This window comes from Micromonospora sp. NPDC049257, assembly GCF_040678915.1.
Classification (GTDB): Bacteria; Actinomycetota; Actinomycetes; order Mycobacteriales; family Micromonosporaceae; genus Micromonospora; species Micromonospora antibiotica.
Genome location: NZ_JBFAQU010000041.1, coordinates 18,908 through 35,058 on the forward strand (window position 1 = coordinate 18,908; position 16,151 = coordinate 35,058).

Genomic DNA, 16,151 nt, shown 5'->3' on the forward strand with positions numbered 1-16,151 from the left:
GCCTCAGCCCCGCCGCTCGCCGTGCTCGACGCAGACCGCCGACCAGCCGACCGGCAGCACCTGCACCTTCATCCGCCGTCGACAGTGCCCGCAGTAGCGGGGCGGTTCCAGCACCCGGGCCGTCGCGCACCCCGGGTGCGGGCCCGCCGTGGCGTCCGCACCACAGCGGTCGCACCAGGTCGCGTCCGACGTCAGCACGGCGGACTCCGCCGTACGGCCGTCGGTGGTCGGGTCACCCGCGTCGGTCATCATCACCTCACAGGGTGGCGGAGAGGGCCTTGACCGGCATCTTCAGGTCGTCGAGCAGCTTCAGGTCGTCGGTCGCCGGCCGACCCAGCGTGGTCAGGTAGTTGCCGACGATCACCGCGTTGATCCCGCCCAGCAGGCCGTCGCGGGTGCCCAGGTCACCGAGGGTGATCTCCCGGCCGCCCGCGTACCGCAGGATGGTGCGCGGCATGGCCAGCCGGAATGCGGCGATGGCCCGCAGCGCGTCCTTGCCCTCCACCACCGGCCGGTCACCGAGGGGGGTGCCCGGACGCGGGTTGAGGAAGTTCAGCGGGACCTCGTGCGGGTCGAGCTGGGCGAGCTGCGCGGCGAACTCGGCGCGCTGCTGCACCGTCTCGCCGAGGCCGAGGATGCCGCCGCAGCAGACCTCCATGCCGGATTCGCGGACCATCCGCAGGGTCTCCCAGCGCTCCTCCCAGGAATGCGTGGTGACCACGTTCGGGAAGTAGGAACGGCAGGTCTCCAGGTTGTGGTTGTAGCGGTGCACGCCCATCTCGACCAGGTCGTCGACCTGCTCCTGGCTGAGCATGCCAAGCGACGCGGCGACCTGGATGTCGACCTCCGCGCGGATCGCGGCGACCCCCTCGCGCATCTGCTTCATCAACCGGTCGTCCGGCCCGCGTACGGCGGCCACGATGCAGAACTCGCTCGCCCCGGTCGCGGCCGTCTGCTTCGCCGCCTCCACCAGCGACGGGATGTCCAGCCAGACCGAGCGCACGGGGGAGGTGAACAGGCCGGACTGCGAACAGAAATGGCAGTCCTCCGGGCAGCCGCCGGTCTTGAGCGAGACGATCCCCTCGACCTCGACCTCCGGGCCGCACCACCGCATCCGCACCTCGTGGGCGAGCTGGAGGGCGGCGGGGACGTGCTCGTCGGGCAGGGTCAACACCGCGAGGACACCAGCCTGGTCGAGGCCGACGCCGTCGCCCAGCACCTGGGTCCGGGCCTGGTCGAGGATCTCTGGCATGGGTCGTACCCTACAAGGCCGCCCCGGGCCGGGAAACGCCCGAGCCGCCGCCCACCCACCGCCCCGGACCGGGCCCCGCCGACCCCGAGCCGCTGCCCCGGACCGGGCTCCGCCGACCCCGAGCCGCTGCCCGCCGGCCGCCCCGGTCCCGGCCCCGCCGACCCCCTCGACCGGCTCCGTCCCCACCCCCGCACGTCGGTGCGGCGGGCCCGCCGCCACGCCGGTGCCGGCCCGGCGGATGGTAATTTCGCCCGGCGGCGACAGCGCCGCCCACCCGCCCGGCGGTACGAGCCGGGCGGGGTCGGTCGTCCGGCAACAGGCGTCGGGCGGGACGGCACGCCGGGCGGTACGGGCCGGGCGGAGCGGGTCGAACGGCGGACGGAGGCGATGACCGGTGGCGGACTGGCTGGCGGCCCTGGACCGCCGCGCCGCACTGCGGGCGAAGGCGGGACTCACCCGCACCCTGCGCCCCCGCGCCGCCGGCGACCGGGTGATCGACCTGGCCGGCAACGACTACCTGGGGCTGGCCACCCACCCGGAGGTGGTCGCCGCCGCCGGCCGGGCCCTCGCCGGGTACGGGCTGGGCGCCACCGGTTCCCGGCTGGTGCGTGGGTCCACCGACGTGCACCACGCGTTGGAGGACGACCTGGCCGACTGGCTCGGCGTCGACCGGGCACTCGTCTTCTCCTCCGGATACCTGGCCAACCTCGCCGCCGTCCGGGGCCTGGTCCAGCCGCGTACCCTGCTCGTCTCGGACGCCCACAACCATGCCTCGCTGATCGACGGCTGCCGGATCTCCGGCGCGGAGACGGTGGTCACCGCGCACGTCGACGTCGACGCCGTGGCCGCCGCACTCGCCGCCGCGCCGGGCCGCCCGGCGGTGGTGGTCACCGAGTCGGTCTTCTCCGTCGACGGTGACCTCGCCCCGCTGGCCGCGTTGCACGCCGTGGCCCGGCAGCACGGTGCGTTGCTGCTGGTCGACGACGCGCACGCGCTCGGTGTCACCGGTCCGGCCGGGGCCGGCGCGGTGGCCGCCGCCGGGCTCGCCGGTGCGTCGGACGTGGTGGTCACCGCGACCCTGTCCAAGGCGCTCGGTGGGGCCGGTGGGGTGGTCGCCGGTCCGGCCGAGTTCGTCCGGCACCTGGTGGAGACCGGGCGTACCTTCATCTTCGACACCGCGCCGCCGCCGTCGGTCGCCGCCGGGGTGCGGGCCGCCGTGGCGGTGGCCCGGGCCGCCGACGACCTGCGGGCCGAGCTGGCCGACCGGGCCCGGCACGCGGTACGCCGCCTCGGCGCGGCCGGGCTGACCGTGTCCGCCCCCGACGGCGCGGTGGTCTCGGTGACCGCCCCCGGCCCGGAGGCCGCCACCGCCTGGGCGGCCGACTGCCGGGACCGGGGCGTCGCCGTCGGCTGCTTCCGCCCGCCGTCCACCCCGGACCACCGCTCCCGGTTGCGCCTGACCCTCTCGGCCGGGGTCACCCGAGCTGACTTCGAACACGCCCTGGAGGCCATCGTGGAGTGCGCCCCGCAGTCGCGAGCTGAGGTGGTTCCCGTGAGCGCGAGGAGTGAGCCGGGTTTGCGAGCCCCGCAGTCGCGAGCTGAGGTGGTTCCCGTGAGTGCGAGGAGTGAGCCGGGTTTGCGAGCCCCGCAGTCGCGAACCGAGGTGGTGCCCGTGAGTGCGAGGAGTGAGCCGGGTTTGCGAGCCCCGCAGTCGCGAACCGAGATTCTGCCGTGAGCGGGTGGAAGGGTGCGGTGCTGGTCACCGGGACCGACACCGAGGTCGGCAAGACGGTGGTGACGGCGGCGATCACCGCTGCCGCGCAGGCCGCCGGCCTGCGGGTCGCGGTGGTCAAGCCGGGCCAGACGGGTACGGCCACCGGCGAGCCCGGCGACATCGACTCGGTGACCCGGCTGGCCGCCCCGCTGACCGGTCGCACCCTGTCGAGTTACCCGGACCCGCTCGCCCCGCTGGCGGCGGCCCGGGTCGCCGAGTTGGAGCCGCTGGAGCTGTACACGGCCGTCGATGCGATCCGCGCGGAGGTCGACAAGCACGACCTGGTGCTCGTCGAGGGAGCCGGTGGGCTGCTGGTGCCGATGGGGCTGCGCCCGTCGGGCGAGGCGTGGACGGTCGCCGACCTGGCGGTGTCGCTGGGCGCTCCGGCGGTGGTGGTGGCCCGGGCCGGGCTCGGCACCCTCAACCACACCGCGCTCACCCTGGAGGCGTTGGAGCGTCGGGCCGTGCCCGCCGGGGTGGTGATCGGTGCCTGGCCGGCGGAGCCGCAACTGGTGCACTGGGCGAACCTGACCGAGTTGGTGCCGAACCTGCTCGGCGCGCTACCGACCGGTGCCGGGTCGATGGACCCGGGGGTGTTCCGCCGGTCCGCCCCGGGTTGGCTCACCCCCGACCTGTACGGGGTGCTCGACGACTGGCGCACCTGGGCCGAGGACGCCGGCTGAGCGGTCCGCCGCCGGTGCCCTCACTCGGTGGCGGGGACGGGCCGGGGCTGGTCGTCCTGCGCCGGCCGTGGGGCGACGACCTGCACGCTGACGGCGGCGTCGCGGTTCTGCGCCTCGACCCAGGAATCCAGGGCGGTACGGCAGGCGTGGTCGACGTGCCGCAGGCCGCCGAGGTCCAGCCGTACCCGCCGGTCGTCGGGCAGCCCGTCGAGGGTGGTCAGGATGGTGGGCAGCCGCAGGAAGGTGGCGTTGCCGCTGATCGTCACGTGCACCGGGTCGACGTCGTCGTGCACGGTGACCCGGACGTGGGACGTCTCCCAGGCGGTCTTGACCACGGCCAGGCCGAGGCCGACGAGCACGCCGGTGAACAGGTCGGTGCCGAGGATCGCGACGGCGGTCACCACCAGCACCACAGCTTCGCCCCGGTGCTCCCGCCACAGCTCGGGCAGGGCCCGCCACGGCAGCAGCTTGCATCCGGCGTGCACGAGCACGGCGGCGAGCGCGGGCATCGGAATCAGCCCCACCAGGCCGGGCACGGCGGCGACGAAGAGCAGCAGCCACACCCCGTGCAGCACCCGGGACGCCTTGGTCCGCGCCCCGGCCCGGACGTTGGCGGAGCTGCGTACGATGACGGCGGTCATCGGCAACGCGCCGAGCAGGCCGCAGACGGTGTTGCCGGTGCCCTGGGCGACGAGTTCCCGGTCGAAGTCGGTGCGCGGCCCCTGGTGCAGCCGGTCGACGGCCGCCGCGCTGAACAGGCTCTCCGCCGAGGCGACCAGGGTGAACGTGACGACGGTGGCGAGTAGCCCCGGGTCGGTGAGGGCCGTCCAGTGCCCGAACGACGGTTGGATCGCCGCGAGCAGGCCCTCCACCTCGATGGTGGCGACCGGTAGCCGCAGGACGGCGCTCACCCCGGCGACCGCGACGACGGCGACCAGCGCCCCGGGGACCAGGCCCGGCCGGCCGGGCAGGGTGTCCCAGAGCAGCATGACCACGATCGTGGCCACTCCGACGGCGAGCGACACCTGTGCCGTGCCGGAGCCGGTGAGGTCCCCGACCAGGTGGGGCAACCCGGTGAAGCCGGCGAGGCCGGTCGGTGGGGTGTCGGCGCCGGCCAGGACGTGGAGCTGACCGGCGATCAGCAGCAGGCCGATACCGGTGAGCATGCCGTGCACCACGGCCACCGAGATGGCCCGGAACCACCGGCCGAGTCGTAGCAGCCCCAACCCGATCTGGAGCAGGCCGGCGACCAGCACGATGGTGCCGAGGCCGGCCAGCCCGTACCGGTCCACGGCCTCGGCGACGAGGACGGTCAGCCCGGCGGCCGGTCCGCTCACCTGGAGACTGCTGCCCGGCATCACCCCCACCACCAGCCCACCCACCACCCCCGTGACCAGTCCGAGCTCGACCGGTACGCCGGAGGCGACCGCGATCCCCACACACAGCGGCAACGCCACCAGGAACACCACCAGCGACGCCGGCAGGTCTCCGCGGACCGCCGCCCACCTCACCTGACCCCACCCCTCCACGCGCCTTGCCCACCCCACCCCACCCACCCCACCCACCCCACCCACCCCACCCGCCTCGCCCCGGTGATCAAGAGCTTTGCGTCACCGTTGATCTCCGTTTTGACCAAAACTTCTTGATCAACCCAGGAGGGCGGGGGTTTGGGTGGGGTGGGGGAGTGGTGGGGGGTTGGGGTGGGGTGCACGCTGACCTCCCGGGTTGGTGTGGCGCTGGGCGTCACGTGGGTTCAACCCGTTGTGGTGAGTGACGGTTACGCCTGTTTGGGCAGGTCGGCAGGGTGATGCGTGGACGTCATCAGCTCGAAAGGGGCCGACTGGGACACCGGTGCCGGCGAATCCGTGCCGGCGAATCCGTGCCGGGCGGGGGTCGGTCCGGGCCGGAGGTGTCTTGGACCGGAGGTGCTCCACCCCGGAGATGTTCCAGGTCGGGGCCGCCCCGGGCGGAGCTGCTGCGTGGAGCGGGAGCCGGGCCGAGGCGGGTCGGGTGGGGCGGGAGGCCGTGACTGCTCATCCGCACAGCAGGGTCGGCGAATCCGTACAGCGGGGCCGGGCGTACCTGCCCCGTTCACCCGTACAGCGGGGCCGGCGTACCTGCACCGGCGGCGGGCCCGGGGCGGGGCTCAGGTCGGGCGGGTGTGGGCGCGGCGGACCACGAAGGCGTCGGGCATCCGGAAGGTGAGGTTGTCCGGGCACCACGGTGGACGGACCACCGTCACCGCGTCCAGCAGCGGTGCGGCCTCGGCGACCACCACCGCCGCTTCCAGCCGGGCCAGCTGCGCGCCGACGCAGCGGTGCGCCCCCGCCCCGAAGGCCAGGTGCCGGCGTGACCCGCGCTGCCCGGGACGGAACCCGGCCGGCTCGGCCACCACCTCCGGGTCGCGGCCGGCGCGGGCCAGCCACAGCAGCATCGAGCTGCCCGCCGGCACCGGTGTGCCGCCCAGCGTGGTGTCCGTCGCGGCCACCCGTCGCCAGGTGACGATCGGCGGCTCCAGCCGCAGGCCCTCCTCCACCACGTCGGCGACCGCGACGGTGCCGGCCCGCAACCCGGCGCGCACCCCGGGTTCGCCGGTGAGCCGGTGCAGCAGCAGGGTCAGGAACTGGCTGGTGGTCTCCTGCCCGGCGACCAGCAGGAAGAACAGCGCCCCCACCACCACGTCGGGGGAGTGCCCGGCGGCACGCAGCCGGGCCGCCAACCCGCCACCGACGGCGGCGAACTCCCGTAGTACGGCGTGGAAGCGGCCCACCTCGACGGCGAGGGTCTGCTGCCGGTCGACGTCCAGCGGGGCCCAGAACAGCTCCAGGGCCGCCCGCGCGAAGTCCTTCACCGCGCCCACCGGGGCGTCCGGCAGCTCGACCAGCCGGGCCAGTGCCAGCAGCGGCAGGTCGGCGGCGAGCCGGGCGTGCAGGTCGACCGGCCGACCGGCGGCCAGGTCGGCGGCGATCCCGGCCACCCGGTCCCGTACCAGGGCCGTCAACCACGGCCGTTGGGCGGCCACCCGGTCCGGGTGCAGCGCCTCGGCGACGATCGCCCGGATCTCCGGGTGGCTGGGGCCGGCGTTGTTCGCCAGCGTCGGCGGCAACCGGAACCGGTGCGCGGTGAGCACCCGCAGCGCGGCCACCGGGATCGGCGTCACCGCGTCCAGGGCGTTGTCGGGTCTCCAGGTCACCGCGTCGGCGAGCACCTGCCGGACCAGCGCGTGCCGGGTCACCACCAGATGGCTGCCGCCGACCCGGTCGACGACCGTGGCCACGTCCGGCCAGGGCCCGTCGACGGCCCCCTCCCACCCCCGGAACAGCACCCGGTCACGCTAGCGGGCGGCCCCCGGCGGGGCGGGATCCAGCTCCCACACCGTGGTGTGCTTCACCCGTACGCTCTCCAGCGCCTCCGGCACCGGCACGTCGTAGCCGGCCAGCTCGTGGAAACGTTCCCGGGGCAGGAACGCCCGGCCCGGGTCGCCGACCAGCACCCGGGCGCCGGAGCGGGCGGCCCGCAGCAGGAAGCGCAGCACCCGACGGGCCATCGCCTCGCTGTAGAAGACGTCCCCGGCGAGCAGCACCTGCGCGTCCCCGGCGTTGCCGTCGAGGACGTCGGCCAGTTCGGCGTCGACGCGTACCCCGTTGGCGGCGGCGTTGAGGGCGACGGCGGCGACGGCCCGCTCGTCGATCTCCACCGCCCGCACGGTCGCCGCGCCGGCCCGCGCGGCGGCGATGGCGACCAGGCCGGAGCCGGAGGCGAGGTCGAGCACCCGGCGGCCGGCGACCACCTCCGGGTGGTCGGTGACGTACCGGGCCAACCCCTGCCCACCGGCCCAGGCGAAGGCCCAGAACGGCGGCGGCTGGGCGCTGCGGAACTCGCCCTCGGTCAGCTCCCACAGGCCGATCGGCTCGTCGGCCTGGTGCAACAGCACCTCGGGTACGAAGGCGACCGGGGCGAGCCGGGCGTGCAGCCGGACGAAGGCGGCGGAGAGTTCGGACACCCGCCCAGGATGTCAGCCGCACGTCGGCCGGCCCGGCGCACCCTCACCGCCGGCCGATGGTGCTCCCCACACCCATTTTCGGCGTGTCGGGGGTCGCGGGTGACCGGTTCACCACTGTCGGTGTTAACCCGACCCGCACTTGCCGCTCGGCGCGAACACGCCCGTCTACCGGCTTCCCCATCCTGCTCATAGCGTGGCGAGTGGACAAGACCGACGGGAGGACGAGGCGGTGGTGATGGTGTGGCGGAACGCGCTACGGGTCGGGGCGGTGCTGGCCTGCCTCACGGGGACAGGGCTCGCCGGGCCGGCACCGGCATCGGCGGCGGACCGCTTCGCCACCGAGCTGAGCGGCCTGCCCGACGAGTTCACCGCCGGTGACCAGGTACGAACGGTCTCGGCGGTGGTGTCCCGCAAGGGCAACGGCGGATGTGTGAAGGTCCGCTGGTCGATGGTGCTCTCGGTGCAGGGGCTACGACTGGACCAGGTCAAGATGGACCGGATCGAGGAGACCGGCTCGTTCCCGCTCGACATCCGGGCCGAGGGGGCGGTGGCCCGGCTGACCGACCGGCAACTCGACCCGGGCACCCTCTGCCCGGACCGCACGGTCACCGCCACCTACCGGGTGGCCTTCGCCGAGGACGTCACCCGGGGCCGGATCACCCTGGCCGCCGAGGCGTACGACCCGAACCTGCGGCTGCTCGCCCGGCAGAGCGCCACCCGGCAGGTCGTCGGCACGGCACCTGCGCCCACCACGGTGGCACCCGAGCCGACCACCGCGTCGCCGGAGCCGACCGAGGAGGTGCTGGAGCCGACCGCGGAGGAGACCGAGCCGACCGAGGAGGCGCTCGCCGAGGTGCCGCCACCGCCCGCGGCGAACCGTTCGGCCAACCAGAGCGGCGGTTTCGGTCTGGTGCAGGCGGCCTTCCTGCTCGGTGGGCTGCTGCTCTTCCTCGGCGTCGGCCTGCTGATGCGGCTGCGGCAGCTGACCCGGACCGCCGCCGACGGGGTGGAGGGCGATGCCCGCCCGGTCCGTCGACCGGTCCGGTGGACCACCGTCCGACGGTGATCGGGGGCCGCCGGGGCCGGGTGGCGCCACCACCCGGCCCCGGCGGGTTTCACTTCCCGAACACCTGGAACTCGGCGACGCGTATCTGGTCGCGCGCCGGGCTGGCGGTGGCGCAGTCGGTCTGGGTGGCCGGGTCGTCGTCCTGCTCACCGGCGTACGCCGGGCCGCCGGTGCACTGGCTGGCCAGCACCTCCAGCCGTACGTGGGTGGCGACGGTGGTCGGCACCCGGAACGACCGCAGGATGATGTCCCGGCTGTAGGCCCGGTACTTCCCGCCGGGGAACGCGTCGTCGGCGCTGGTGTAGACCCGGGTCCAGCGGGCCGGGTCGGCACAGTCGGTGGTGCTCGCGTCGCAGGTCGACACCGCGAACGACCGCAGCGCGCTCAGGGCGTTCTGCGCGCCGGGGTCGGCGTCGCCGGTGATCGCCGGGCGGAGCATGGCGCTGACGTTGACCCGCTGCACCGGCTGCGGCGTGCCGCCGGGCAGTGTGACGGTGACCCCCTTACCGGCGACCCCGGTCAACGACGCCCAGTTGGTGGCCTCGGTGTCGTCGCCGATCCGGTCCAGGTTCACCCCGTCGCCGGTGATCGTCGCCCCGGACGTGGTGGACGCCAGGTTTCGGCTCAGCCGCAGGTCGACGTACCCCTGCTGGCCGGCCTTGGCGACCACCTCCAACCGCTGGTGGCCGAACCCGGGGGCGACCGCCAGCACCTGGTACGTCCCGGCGACGGCCTCGAAGGTGGCCGGCAGCGGGGTGGCCGGGTCGGTGTCGGCGACGGGGGTGGCCCGCGCCTCGTAGTCGCCGACGTAGAGCCGGATCGGCGCGTCCGTGCTGTCGCCCCGGGGGCGCAGGGTCAGCGTGGCGTTGCCCCCGGAAGGGCTGGCGAAGCTGGGCGTCGGGTCGGTGTCGGCGGCGCCGACGGTGGCGGCGTCGCGGCCCATCCCGGAGCGGGCGAACTCGGCCCAGATCAGCTCCTGGTTGGCCCCGCCGAAGCGCAGCCGGTCGGCGGTGAGCAGGTTGTCCCGCATGTCGAGCATGCTGACCTGGCTGGCCGCCTGGAGCAGGAACGAGTCGAAGACCAGCTGCACCCAGCGCCGGTTGCCCGGGCAGTTCTCGGCGGCCACCCGGCCCTGCGCGCAGTCGAGCTGCCGCGCCGGGGTGCCCAGGCCGTACTTCTTGACCAGGGCGGCGCGGATGCGGAAGTTGGTCGCACCCCAGATCTCCCCGTCGGCGTGCACGGCCGGGCCGCCGGTGTTGTAGCCGACGTCGGAGTAGTTGAGCGGGCTGCGGCTAAGGTCGTAGTTGCGGATGCCGCTGACCAGGTTGCCGGTGACGTAGCCGCCGGTGACGAAGGGCGTCTCACCGGGGGCGCGCAGACCGTGCTCGTAGAGGTACTCGGCGGCGAGCAGGTCACTCCACGACTCACCCATCGCCCCGCCCTGGTGCCCGCTGATCCCGCTGTCCGGGCCGGCGATCATCCGGTTGGTGATGGCGTGGGTGTACTCGTGGCCGATCACCGTCATGTCGTAGTCGCCGTCCACGCACGGCGGGTACGGCCCACCGGCCTGCGGCTGCCACAGGTACATGTTGGTGGTGGGCGGCAGCCCGTCGCGCGGGGTGGACTGGTTGGCGTTGTTGCGGTTGCCGCTCAGCGCACCCTGCTGGGCCCGCCCCTGCTCGGCGTCACCGCCCAGGCCGGCACCGCTGACGTTGACCGCCTGGAGGTTCCAGGTGGACTCGGTGAAGCCGAGGTGCCAGGCCCAGTCGTGCATCCGGTTGTGCATGGCGAACAGGTTGGCGGTGGCCGCGTCGGCGTCGTTGCGCTGGGCGGAGGTGAACGCCGCCGGGTTGCAGCGGGACTGGTGCCACTGGTCGGTGAACGGGTACTCGTAGCGCCGGTCCGGGCGGGCGGGTGCGTTGACCAGCGGGCTGCCGGCGCCCCAGGAGACCACCGTGTTGGCGGAGTTGCCCCGGGTGGTGCCGGTGGGGGCTCCGGTGGCCAGGTCGACGTCCCAGGGCTGCCCGCTCGCCGGGTCGCGGAAGGCGGCGACACAGTCGGGTGCGGGGCTGGCGCACCAGCGGACCCGGGGGTCCTGCCCGGGGGCGAGGTCCTGCGGCGGGGTGGCCGGGTAGACCGCCCAGCTCGGGTTGTCGGAGTCGAAGTCGACGAGGTCCTCGCGGAGCAGCACCTTTGCGCTGATCGCGTCGACGTAGGTGGTGAAGGCCGCCGGGTGGTCGCTGTCGCGGCCGATCAGGGTCACCTCGTAGGCGGTCCGGTTGCCGTCGAGCGGGGTGGGCACGACGACCGGCCGCACCTGGTGGCTGGCCACCCCGGCGGCGTCCAGGCCGGCGTCGGCGAGCGCGGCGTCGTACGCCTGCGCGGCGGTGCGGGTGGCCGGGGCGGGGGCGGAGGTGTCCCGGGACAGCGAGGAGCTGACCGAGAGCACGGTGCCGTCGGCGACCGCCACGGTGACCAGGCCGTCGTGGCCGGCGGGCAGGTCGCCGAAGCGCTGCCGCAGGGTGACCACCGCGCCGTCGCCGACCGGGCGGACCAGGAGGCGGTCGAGGGCGGCGACCGCGTCGGCGTCCAGCCCGAACAGGTCCCGCTGCTGGGTGAGGTAACGCCGGGCGGCGGCCTCCGGGTCGGCGGGCAGGCCGGTGGCGAGCCGGGCCGGGCCGAGGGCGTGCGGGGTGCCGAGCCGGTTCCACCGCACCGGGACGCCGGTGGCCCGGGCCAGGCTGCGCTGGCGGGCGTCGGGTGCGGCCGTACCGGTGCGGTTGTCGACGTCGGCGCCCTGGTGGCGGTCGTCGGCGAACGAGCCGGAGCGGCCCGGGGCCGGGGCCGCGGTGTCGCCCGGTGCGGCCGTGGCGGTGCCTCCGCCGGGCAGCAGGGCGGCGACCACGGCGGCGGTCGCCAGTACGGGAACGAGCCGGCGTCGGTGCCGGCTCGTTCGGGGTGTCCACTCCGGTCTGGGCACGGAACCTCCTTGTGGGAGCGGGGACCGGCGCGACGCCGGCCCGGCGCAGGCGTGGTTACGCATGCGCATTCGTGGATACCAGGCGGATCGGGTGGGGGCAATGGCGCGCGGTGCGCGGATCAGACGAGTTGGGCGGGCTCGAGGCCCAGCTCCCGGGCGGTGACCAGCCGGATCCACTCACCGAACTGTCGCCGGGAGATCACCCGCTCGTGCACGGCGAGCTGGACGGCAAGCCCGTCCATCACCGCGTTGATCCGCCAGGCGGCCCCGGCCGGGTCGGCGCACTGGAAGGTGCCGTCGGTCACCCCGGCCGAGATCACCGCCGCCAGGTCCTGCCGCCAGCGCAGGTCCAGCCGGCGGCAGACCTTTTCCAACTCGGGGGTACGCAGCGACTCCGCCCAGCCGTCGATCCACATCGCCCAGGGGCGGCCGGTGGGGGTGTAGAGGCGCAGGATGCGCCGGAGCTTGGTCAGCGGCGGGGTGGCGGAGCGCAGCACCGCGTCCAGTCGGGACAGTTCCTGCTCGACGGCGTACGCGAAGGCCTGGGCGAGCAGCCGTTCCTTGGTGGCGAAGTGGTAGAAGACCAAGGCCTGGCTGACCCCGGCGGCGGCGGCCACGTCGGCGGTGCGGGTGTTGGCGAGTCCACGCTCGACGATCACGTCGCAGGCTGTGCGCAGCAGGGAATCCAGGCGGACATCGGCGGCGGCACGTCTCGTCACGCCGCTACGGTAACCCATCGACACGACCACAGGGAGTTACCGACCCGACCGATCGGGCAGGTGGCAGTCGGAAGCCGGACAGCGTCCCTCCGGCGCGTCGGATGGCTTCCCGACCTGTTCGGTGACGGTGCGACAGATCGGGGCACCGCCACCAGTCGAATTTCCTAGGACGCTCTGGCGGTGGTGGTGGCGCTCACCCCACCGCCCCGGACGCGCCGTCCGTCGACCCGATTTGGCATCGGTCCGACCGCTCGGCTAGAGTTTCCATCCGTCACCGGGTGTGTCCCGGAGACAAGCGGACGTAGCGCAGCTGGTAGCGCATCACCTTGCCAAGGTGAGGGTCGCGGGTTCGAATCCCGTCGTCCGCTCGGAGCTGCCGCCACGCACGACGGGGGCAACCTCGGTGGGGTGGCCGAGAGGCGAGGCAACGGCCTGCAAAGCCGTGTACGCGGGTTCAAATCCCGTCCCCACCTCGGTAACAAGCACGGGCGATTGGCGCAGTGGGAGCGCGCTTCCTTGACACGGAAGAGGTCACTGGTTCAAACCCAGTATCGCCCACACGGTCAGTAGGACCACCTTCCGCGTCCGGAAGGTGGTCCTACTGCTTTTCCCCGCCGGCCCTGCCGCCGGCCGGGACGTACCGCACCCCGCCGGATGCCGGGGAAGCCGACACCCGGTCCGGGCGGCCTCCCGGCTCGTGGGAGGTCAGCGCTCAGCGTCGATGCGATGTCTATCCTTGCTCCGACTCTGCCAAGGGACGTCGCGACGCCGGGTGGGTGTGGTGTGGGGGAGACCGGTCGGGAGGCGCTGCTCGCGTTCGCCGAGGAGTTGCGACGGCTACGCCAGCTCGCCGGCGGGCCGTCATTGAACACCCTGGTGGCGGTCGCCGCCCGGCGGGGCAGGCCACTGGCCCGCTCCACCCTCAGCGACAAGCTCAACGCCAAGTCGTTGCCCGACTGGGACTTCGTCACCGGCTACCTGGGCGCCTGCGTCGCGTACGCCGAACAGGCCGGCACCCGGTTGCCCGCCGACCTGACCGACCCGGCCAGGTGGGAGACGGCCTACTGGCGGTTGCGGGGCGCGGCGGACGCGGCACGGGCCGACGGCCGGCGGGCCGTCGCCCCCACCGACCGGGACCGACCGGCACCCGCCGGGACCCCGCCACCGCAACCGGGCGGGCGGACCCCTGAATTCGTCCCCCGGCAGCTCCCCGCGACGGTCCGGCACTTCGCGGGTCGGTCCGCGGCGCTGGCCACCCTGACCGCGCTGCTCGCCGAGCCGGCCGGCCCGCCGGGCACCGTGCCCATCTCGACCATCTGCGGCACGGCCGGGGTGGGCAAGACGACCCTCGCCGTGCACTGGGCGCACCAGGTCACCGACCGTTTCCCCGACGGGCAGCTCTACGTCAACCTGCGCGGGTACGACCCCGACGCGCCCGCACTGGCCCCGGCGGAGGCGGTGGCCGGGTTCCTGGAGGCGCTCGCGGTGCCCCCGGAGCGCATCCCGGTGGGGCTGGCGTCGCAGGCCGCGCTGTACCGCAGCCTGCTCGCCGACCGGCGGATGCTGGTGCTGCTGGACAATGCCCGTGACGCCGACCAGGTGCGTCCGCTGTTGCCCAGCTCCCCGGGCTGCCTGGTCCTGGTGACCAGCCGTAACCAGCTGCCGGGGCTGGTCACGGCCGAGGGCGCCCGTCCACTGTTGCTGGACCTGCTGTCCCCGGCGCAGGGACGCGAGTTGCTGTCCCGGCGGCTGGGTGCGGTGCGGGTCGCGGCCGAGCCGCAGGCGGTGGACCGGATCGTCGCCGCAGCGGCCGGCCTGCCGTTGGCGCTGGCCATCGTGGCTGCGCGGGCCGCCACCCACCCGGACTTCCCGCTCGCCCGACTCGCCGCCGAGCTGACCGCCACCCGGGGCGCCCTGGACGCGTTCAGCGGCGGCGAGGCCGGCAGTGACGTGCGGGCGGTGCTGTCCTGGTCGTACCGGGGTCTGGACCCGGTGGCGGCCGGCCTGTTCCGGGCGCTCGGGACGCACCCCGGCCCCGACGTGTCGGTGGCGGCAGCCGCCAGCCTCGCCGCCCTGTCGACGGCCGAGGTACGCCGGCCACTGGCGGTGCTGACCCGGGCGAACCTGCTCACCGAGCACACCCCCGGCCGGTACACCCTGCACGACCTGCTCCGGGCGTACGCGGTCGAGTCGGCCCTGCAGACCGACTCCGCCGGTCTGCGCCGGGCGGCGCTCGGCCGGCTGCTCGACCACTACCTGCACACCGCCTACGCGGCAGCTCTGCTGCTGCACCGGCATCGCGACGACATCGACCTGCCGGCGGCGCTACCCGGGGCGACGGTGGTCGAGCCGGCCGACCGGGACGAGGCATGGGCGTGGCTCGCCGCCGAACACCGGGCGCTGCTCGCCGCGATCGATCTGGCGGCCGAACACGGCTGGCCGACCCACGCCTGGCAGTTGGCGTGGAGCGTCAACACCTATCTCGACCGGGTGGGGGCCTGGCCCGACCAGTCCCGCGTCCAGGAGGTGGCGCTACGGGCCGCCACCGCAGCGGTCGACCGCGACGGTCAGGCCCGCGCCCACCGCAACCGGGCCGTCGCCTGCCTGCGCCTCGGCGCGTACGACGAGGCCCACGACCACCTGGAACGCTCCCGGCACCTGTACGCCGAGCTCGGTGACCGGGTCGGCGGCGGCCGGACCGAGCTGAACCTCGGCATCCTCGCGGAACGGCAGGGCGACCACCGGCGGGCACTCGAACACGCGCAGCGGGCGCACCGGCTCTTCGAGGCCGCCGGGCACGCGCAGGGGCAGGCCAACGCGCTCAACAACATCGGCTGGTACCACATCCAACTCGGTGACCACGCCCGCGCCCTGGACTACTGCGGGCGGGCCCTGGCGCAGCAGCAGCAGACCGGGAACCGGTACTGGGAGGCGCACGCCTGGGACAGCCTCGGCTACGCGCACCACCACCTCGGCCGGCACCGTGAGGCCATCGACTGCTACCGGCACGCGCTCGCGCTGTGGCGGGAGGCCGGCGAGCGGTACTTCGAGGCCGTCACGCTGATGCACCTCGGCGACAGCCAGCAGGCCGCCGCCGAGCCCGACGTCGCCCGGGTAGCCTGGCGGCACGCCCTCGAGGTGCTCGACCGGCTCGGTCACCCCGACGCCGCCCAGGTGCGGGAACGGCTCGCCGGTCCACCGGCCCCGCAGTAGGGGCCGTCGGCGCAGGACACCCGCGGGACGCGGGGTGGCGTCGGGTGACATGGCCGGAGCGTGCGGCATGCCGGGGCGGGGTCGGCGGGGCGGGCGATCTTGCCATCGGGTAGAGTTCACCCCGTCGCCGGGGAAACCGGGCGGCACGCGGACGTAGCGCAGCTGGTAGCGCATCACCTTGCCAAGGTGAGGGTCGCGGGTTCGAATCCCGTCGTCCGCTCTCGACCACGGGCGATTGGCGCAGTGGGAGCGCGCTTCCTTGACACGGAAGAGGTCACTGGTTCAAACCCAGTATCGCCCACCAGAGAATCACGAAAGCCCCGGCTCCACTGAGCCGGGGCTTTCGCGTTGGTCAGCTGTTCGGGTGCGGGTCAGCTGTTCCAGTGCTGGGCGACGAGGTCGGCGGCCTGGGTTTCCCACTGGGCGTAGTGGTCGGGGTACGCCGACACCTGGACCGTCTG

Annotated in this window: 10 protein-coding genes, 5 tRNA genes and 1 pseudogene; 9 read left to right on the top strand and 7 right to left on the bottom strand. The window is 74.4% G+C overall.

Translation table 11 applies throughout. From position 1 onward, the window contains the following. Positions 1-3: 3 nt before the first annotated feature. Positions 4-249, bottom strand: coding sequence for a hypothetical protein (locus AB0K25_RS30635; RefSeq protein WP_255599156.1), 246 nt, complete (start codon positions 247-249; stop codon positions 4-6). Positions 250-256: 7 nt separating this feature from the next. Continuing rightward, positions 257-1,252: a biotin synthase BioB gene (bioB, locus tag AB0K25_RS30640; protein ID WP_363823894.1), complete on the bottom strand. Its 996-nt coding sequence runs from the start codon at positions 1,250-1,252 to the stop codon at positions 257-259. Between the two features lie 394 nt (positions 1,253-1,646). On the opposite strand from bioB, the pseudogene AB0K25_RS30645 reads away from it, so the two are divergent. Next, positions 1,647-2,780: pseudogene (locus AB0K25_RS30645) on the top strand (8-amino-7-oxononanoate synthase); the annotation flags it as partial. Positions 2,781-3,004: 224 nt separating this feature from the next. Next, complete coding sequence (gene bioD / locus AB0K25_RS30650) at positions 3,005-3,709, top strand: dethiobiotin synthase (protein WP_219470807.1); 705 nt, start codon at positions 3,005-3,007, stop codon at positions 3,707-3,709. 20 nt (positions 3,710-3,729) lie between these two features. Here the strand turns inward: bioD and AB0K25_RS30655 are convergent, their stop codons facing one another. The 3 genes from AB0K25_RS30655 to AB0K25_RS30665 all read right to left on the bottom strand — a co-directional run bounded on the left by AB0K25_RS30655 (position 3,730) and on the right by AB0K25_RS30665 (position 7,712). Then, a complete protein-coding gene (locus tag AB0K25_RS30655; protein WP_219468810.1) occupies positions 3,730-5,220 on the bottom strand; it encodes a SulP family inorganic anion transporter in 1,491 nt (496 codons plus the stop codon). Positions 5,221-5,855: 635 nt separating this feature from the next. Then, a complete protein-coding gene (locus tag AB0K25_RS30660) occupies positions 5,856-7,034 on the bottom strand; it encodes a cytochrome P450 (RefSeq protein WP_363823896.1) in 1,179 nt (392 codons plus the stop codon). Positions 7,035-7,043: 9 nt separating this feature from the next. Beyond that, positions 7,044-7,712 (bottom strand): 50S ribosomal protein L11 methyltransferase, encoded by a 669-nt coding sequence (locus AB0K25_RS30665; RefSeq protein WP_357537944.1) that lies wholly within the window; start codon positions 7,710-7,712, stop codon positions 7,044-7,046. A gap of 193 nt (positions 7,713-7,905) precedes the next feature. Here AB0K25_RS30665 and AB0K25_RS30670 point away from each other — a divergent pair, with 193 nt between their 5' ends. Then, positions 7,906-8,778 carry a hypothetical protein gene (locus tag AB0K25_RS30670; RefSeq protein ID WP_363823898.1) on the top strand — a complete coding sequence of 291 codons (873 nt, stop codon included), beginning with the start codon at positions 7,906-7,908 and terminating at the stop codon, positions 8,776-8,778. Positions 8,779-8,827: 49 nt separating this feature from the next. Here AB0K25_RS30670 and AB0K25_RS30675 read toward each other — a convergent pair whose 3' ends face one another. Together AB0K25_RS30675 and AB0K25_RS30680 are read right to left on the bottom strand one after the other, a co-directional pair. After that, positions 8,828-11,758: a M36 family metallopeptidase gene (locus AB0K25_RS30675; RefSeq protein WP_363823900.1), complete on the bottom strand. Its 2,931-nt coding sequence runs from the start codon at positions 11,756-11,758 to the stop codon at positions 8,828-8,830. 119 nt (positions 11,759-11,877) lie between these two features. Then, complete coding sequence (locus AB0K25_RS30680) at positions 11,878-12,477, bottom strand: TetR/AcrR family transcriptional regulator (RefSeq protein ID WP_219468817.1); 600 nt, start codon at positions 12,475-12,477, stop codon at positions 11,878-11,880. A 295-nt stretch (positions 12,478-12,772) separates the two neighbouring features. Between AB0K25_RS30680 and AB0K25_RS30685 the strand changes: the two genes are divergently transcribed. The 6 genes from AB0K25_RS30685 to AB0K25_RS30710 all read left to right on the top strand — a co-directional run bounded on the left by AB0K25_RS30685 (position 12,773) and on the right by AB0K25_RS30710 (position 15,994). Further along, positions 12,773-12,845, top strand: a tRNA-Gly gene (locus AB0K25_RS30685). Between the two features lie 34 nt (positions 12,846-12,879). Next, a tRNA-Cys gene (locus AB0K25_RS30690) sits at positions 12,880-12,950 on the top strand. 13 nt (positions 12,951-12,963) lie between these two features. Next, positions 12,964-13,035 (top strand) — tRNA-Val (locus AB0K25_RS30695). Positions 13,036-13,260: 225 nt separating this feature from the next. Next, positions 13,261-15,690, top strand: coding sequence for a tetratricopeptide repeat protein (locus tag AB0K25_RS30700; RefSeq protein ID WP_363823902.1), 2,430 nt, complete (start codon positions 13,261-13,263; stop codon positions 15,688-15,690). Between the two features lie 147 nt (positions 15,691-15,837). Further along, positions 15,838-15,910, top strand: a tRNA-Gly gene (locus AB0K25_RS30705). Between the two features lie 9 nt (positions 15,911-15,919). After that, positions 15,920-15,994, top strand: a tRNA-Val gene (locus AB0K25_RS30710). The last annotated feature ends 157 nt before the right edge of the window (positions 15,995-16,151 follow it).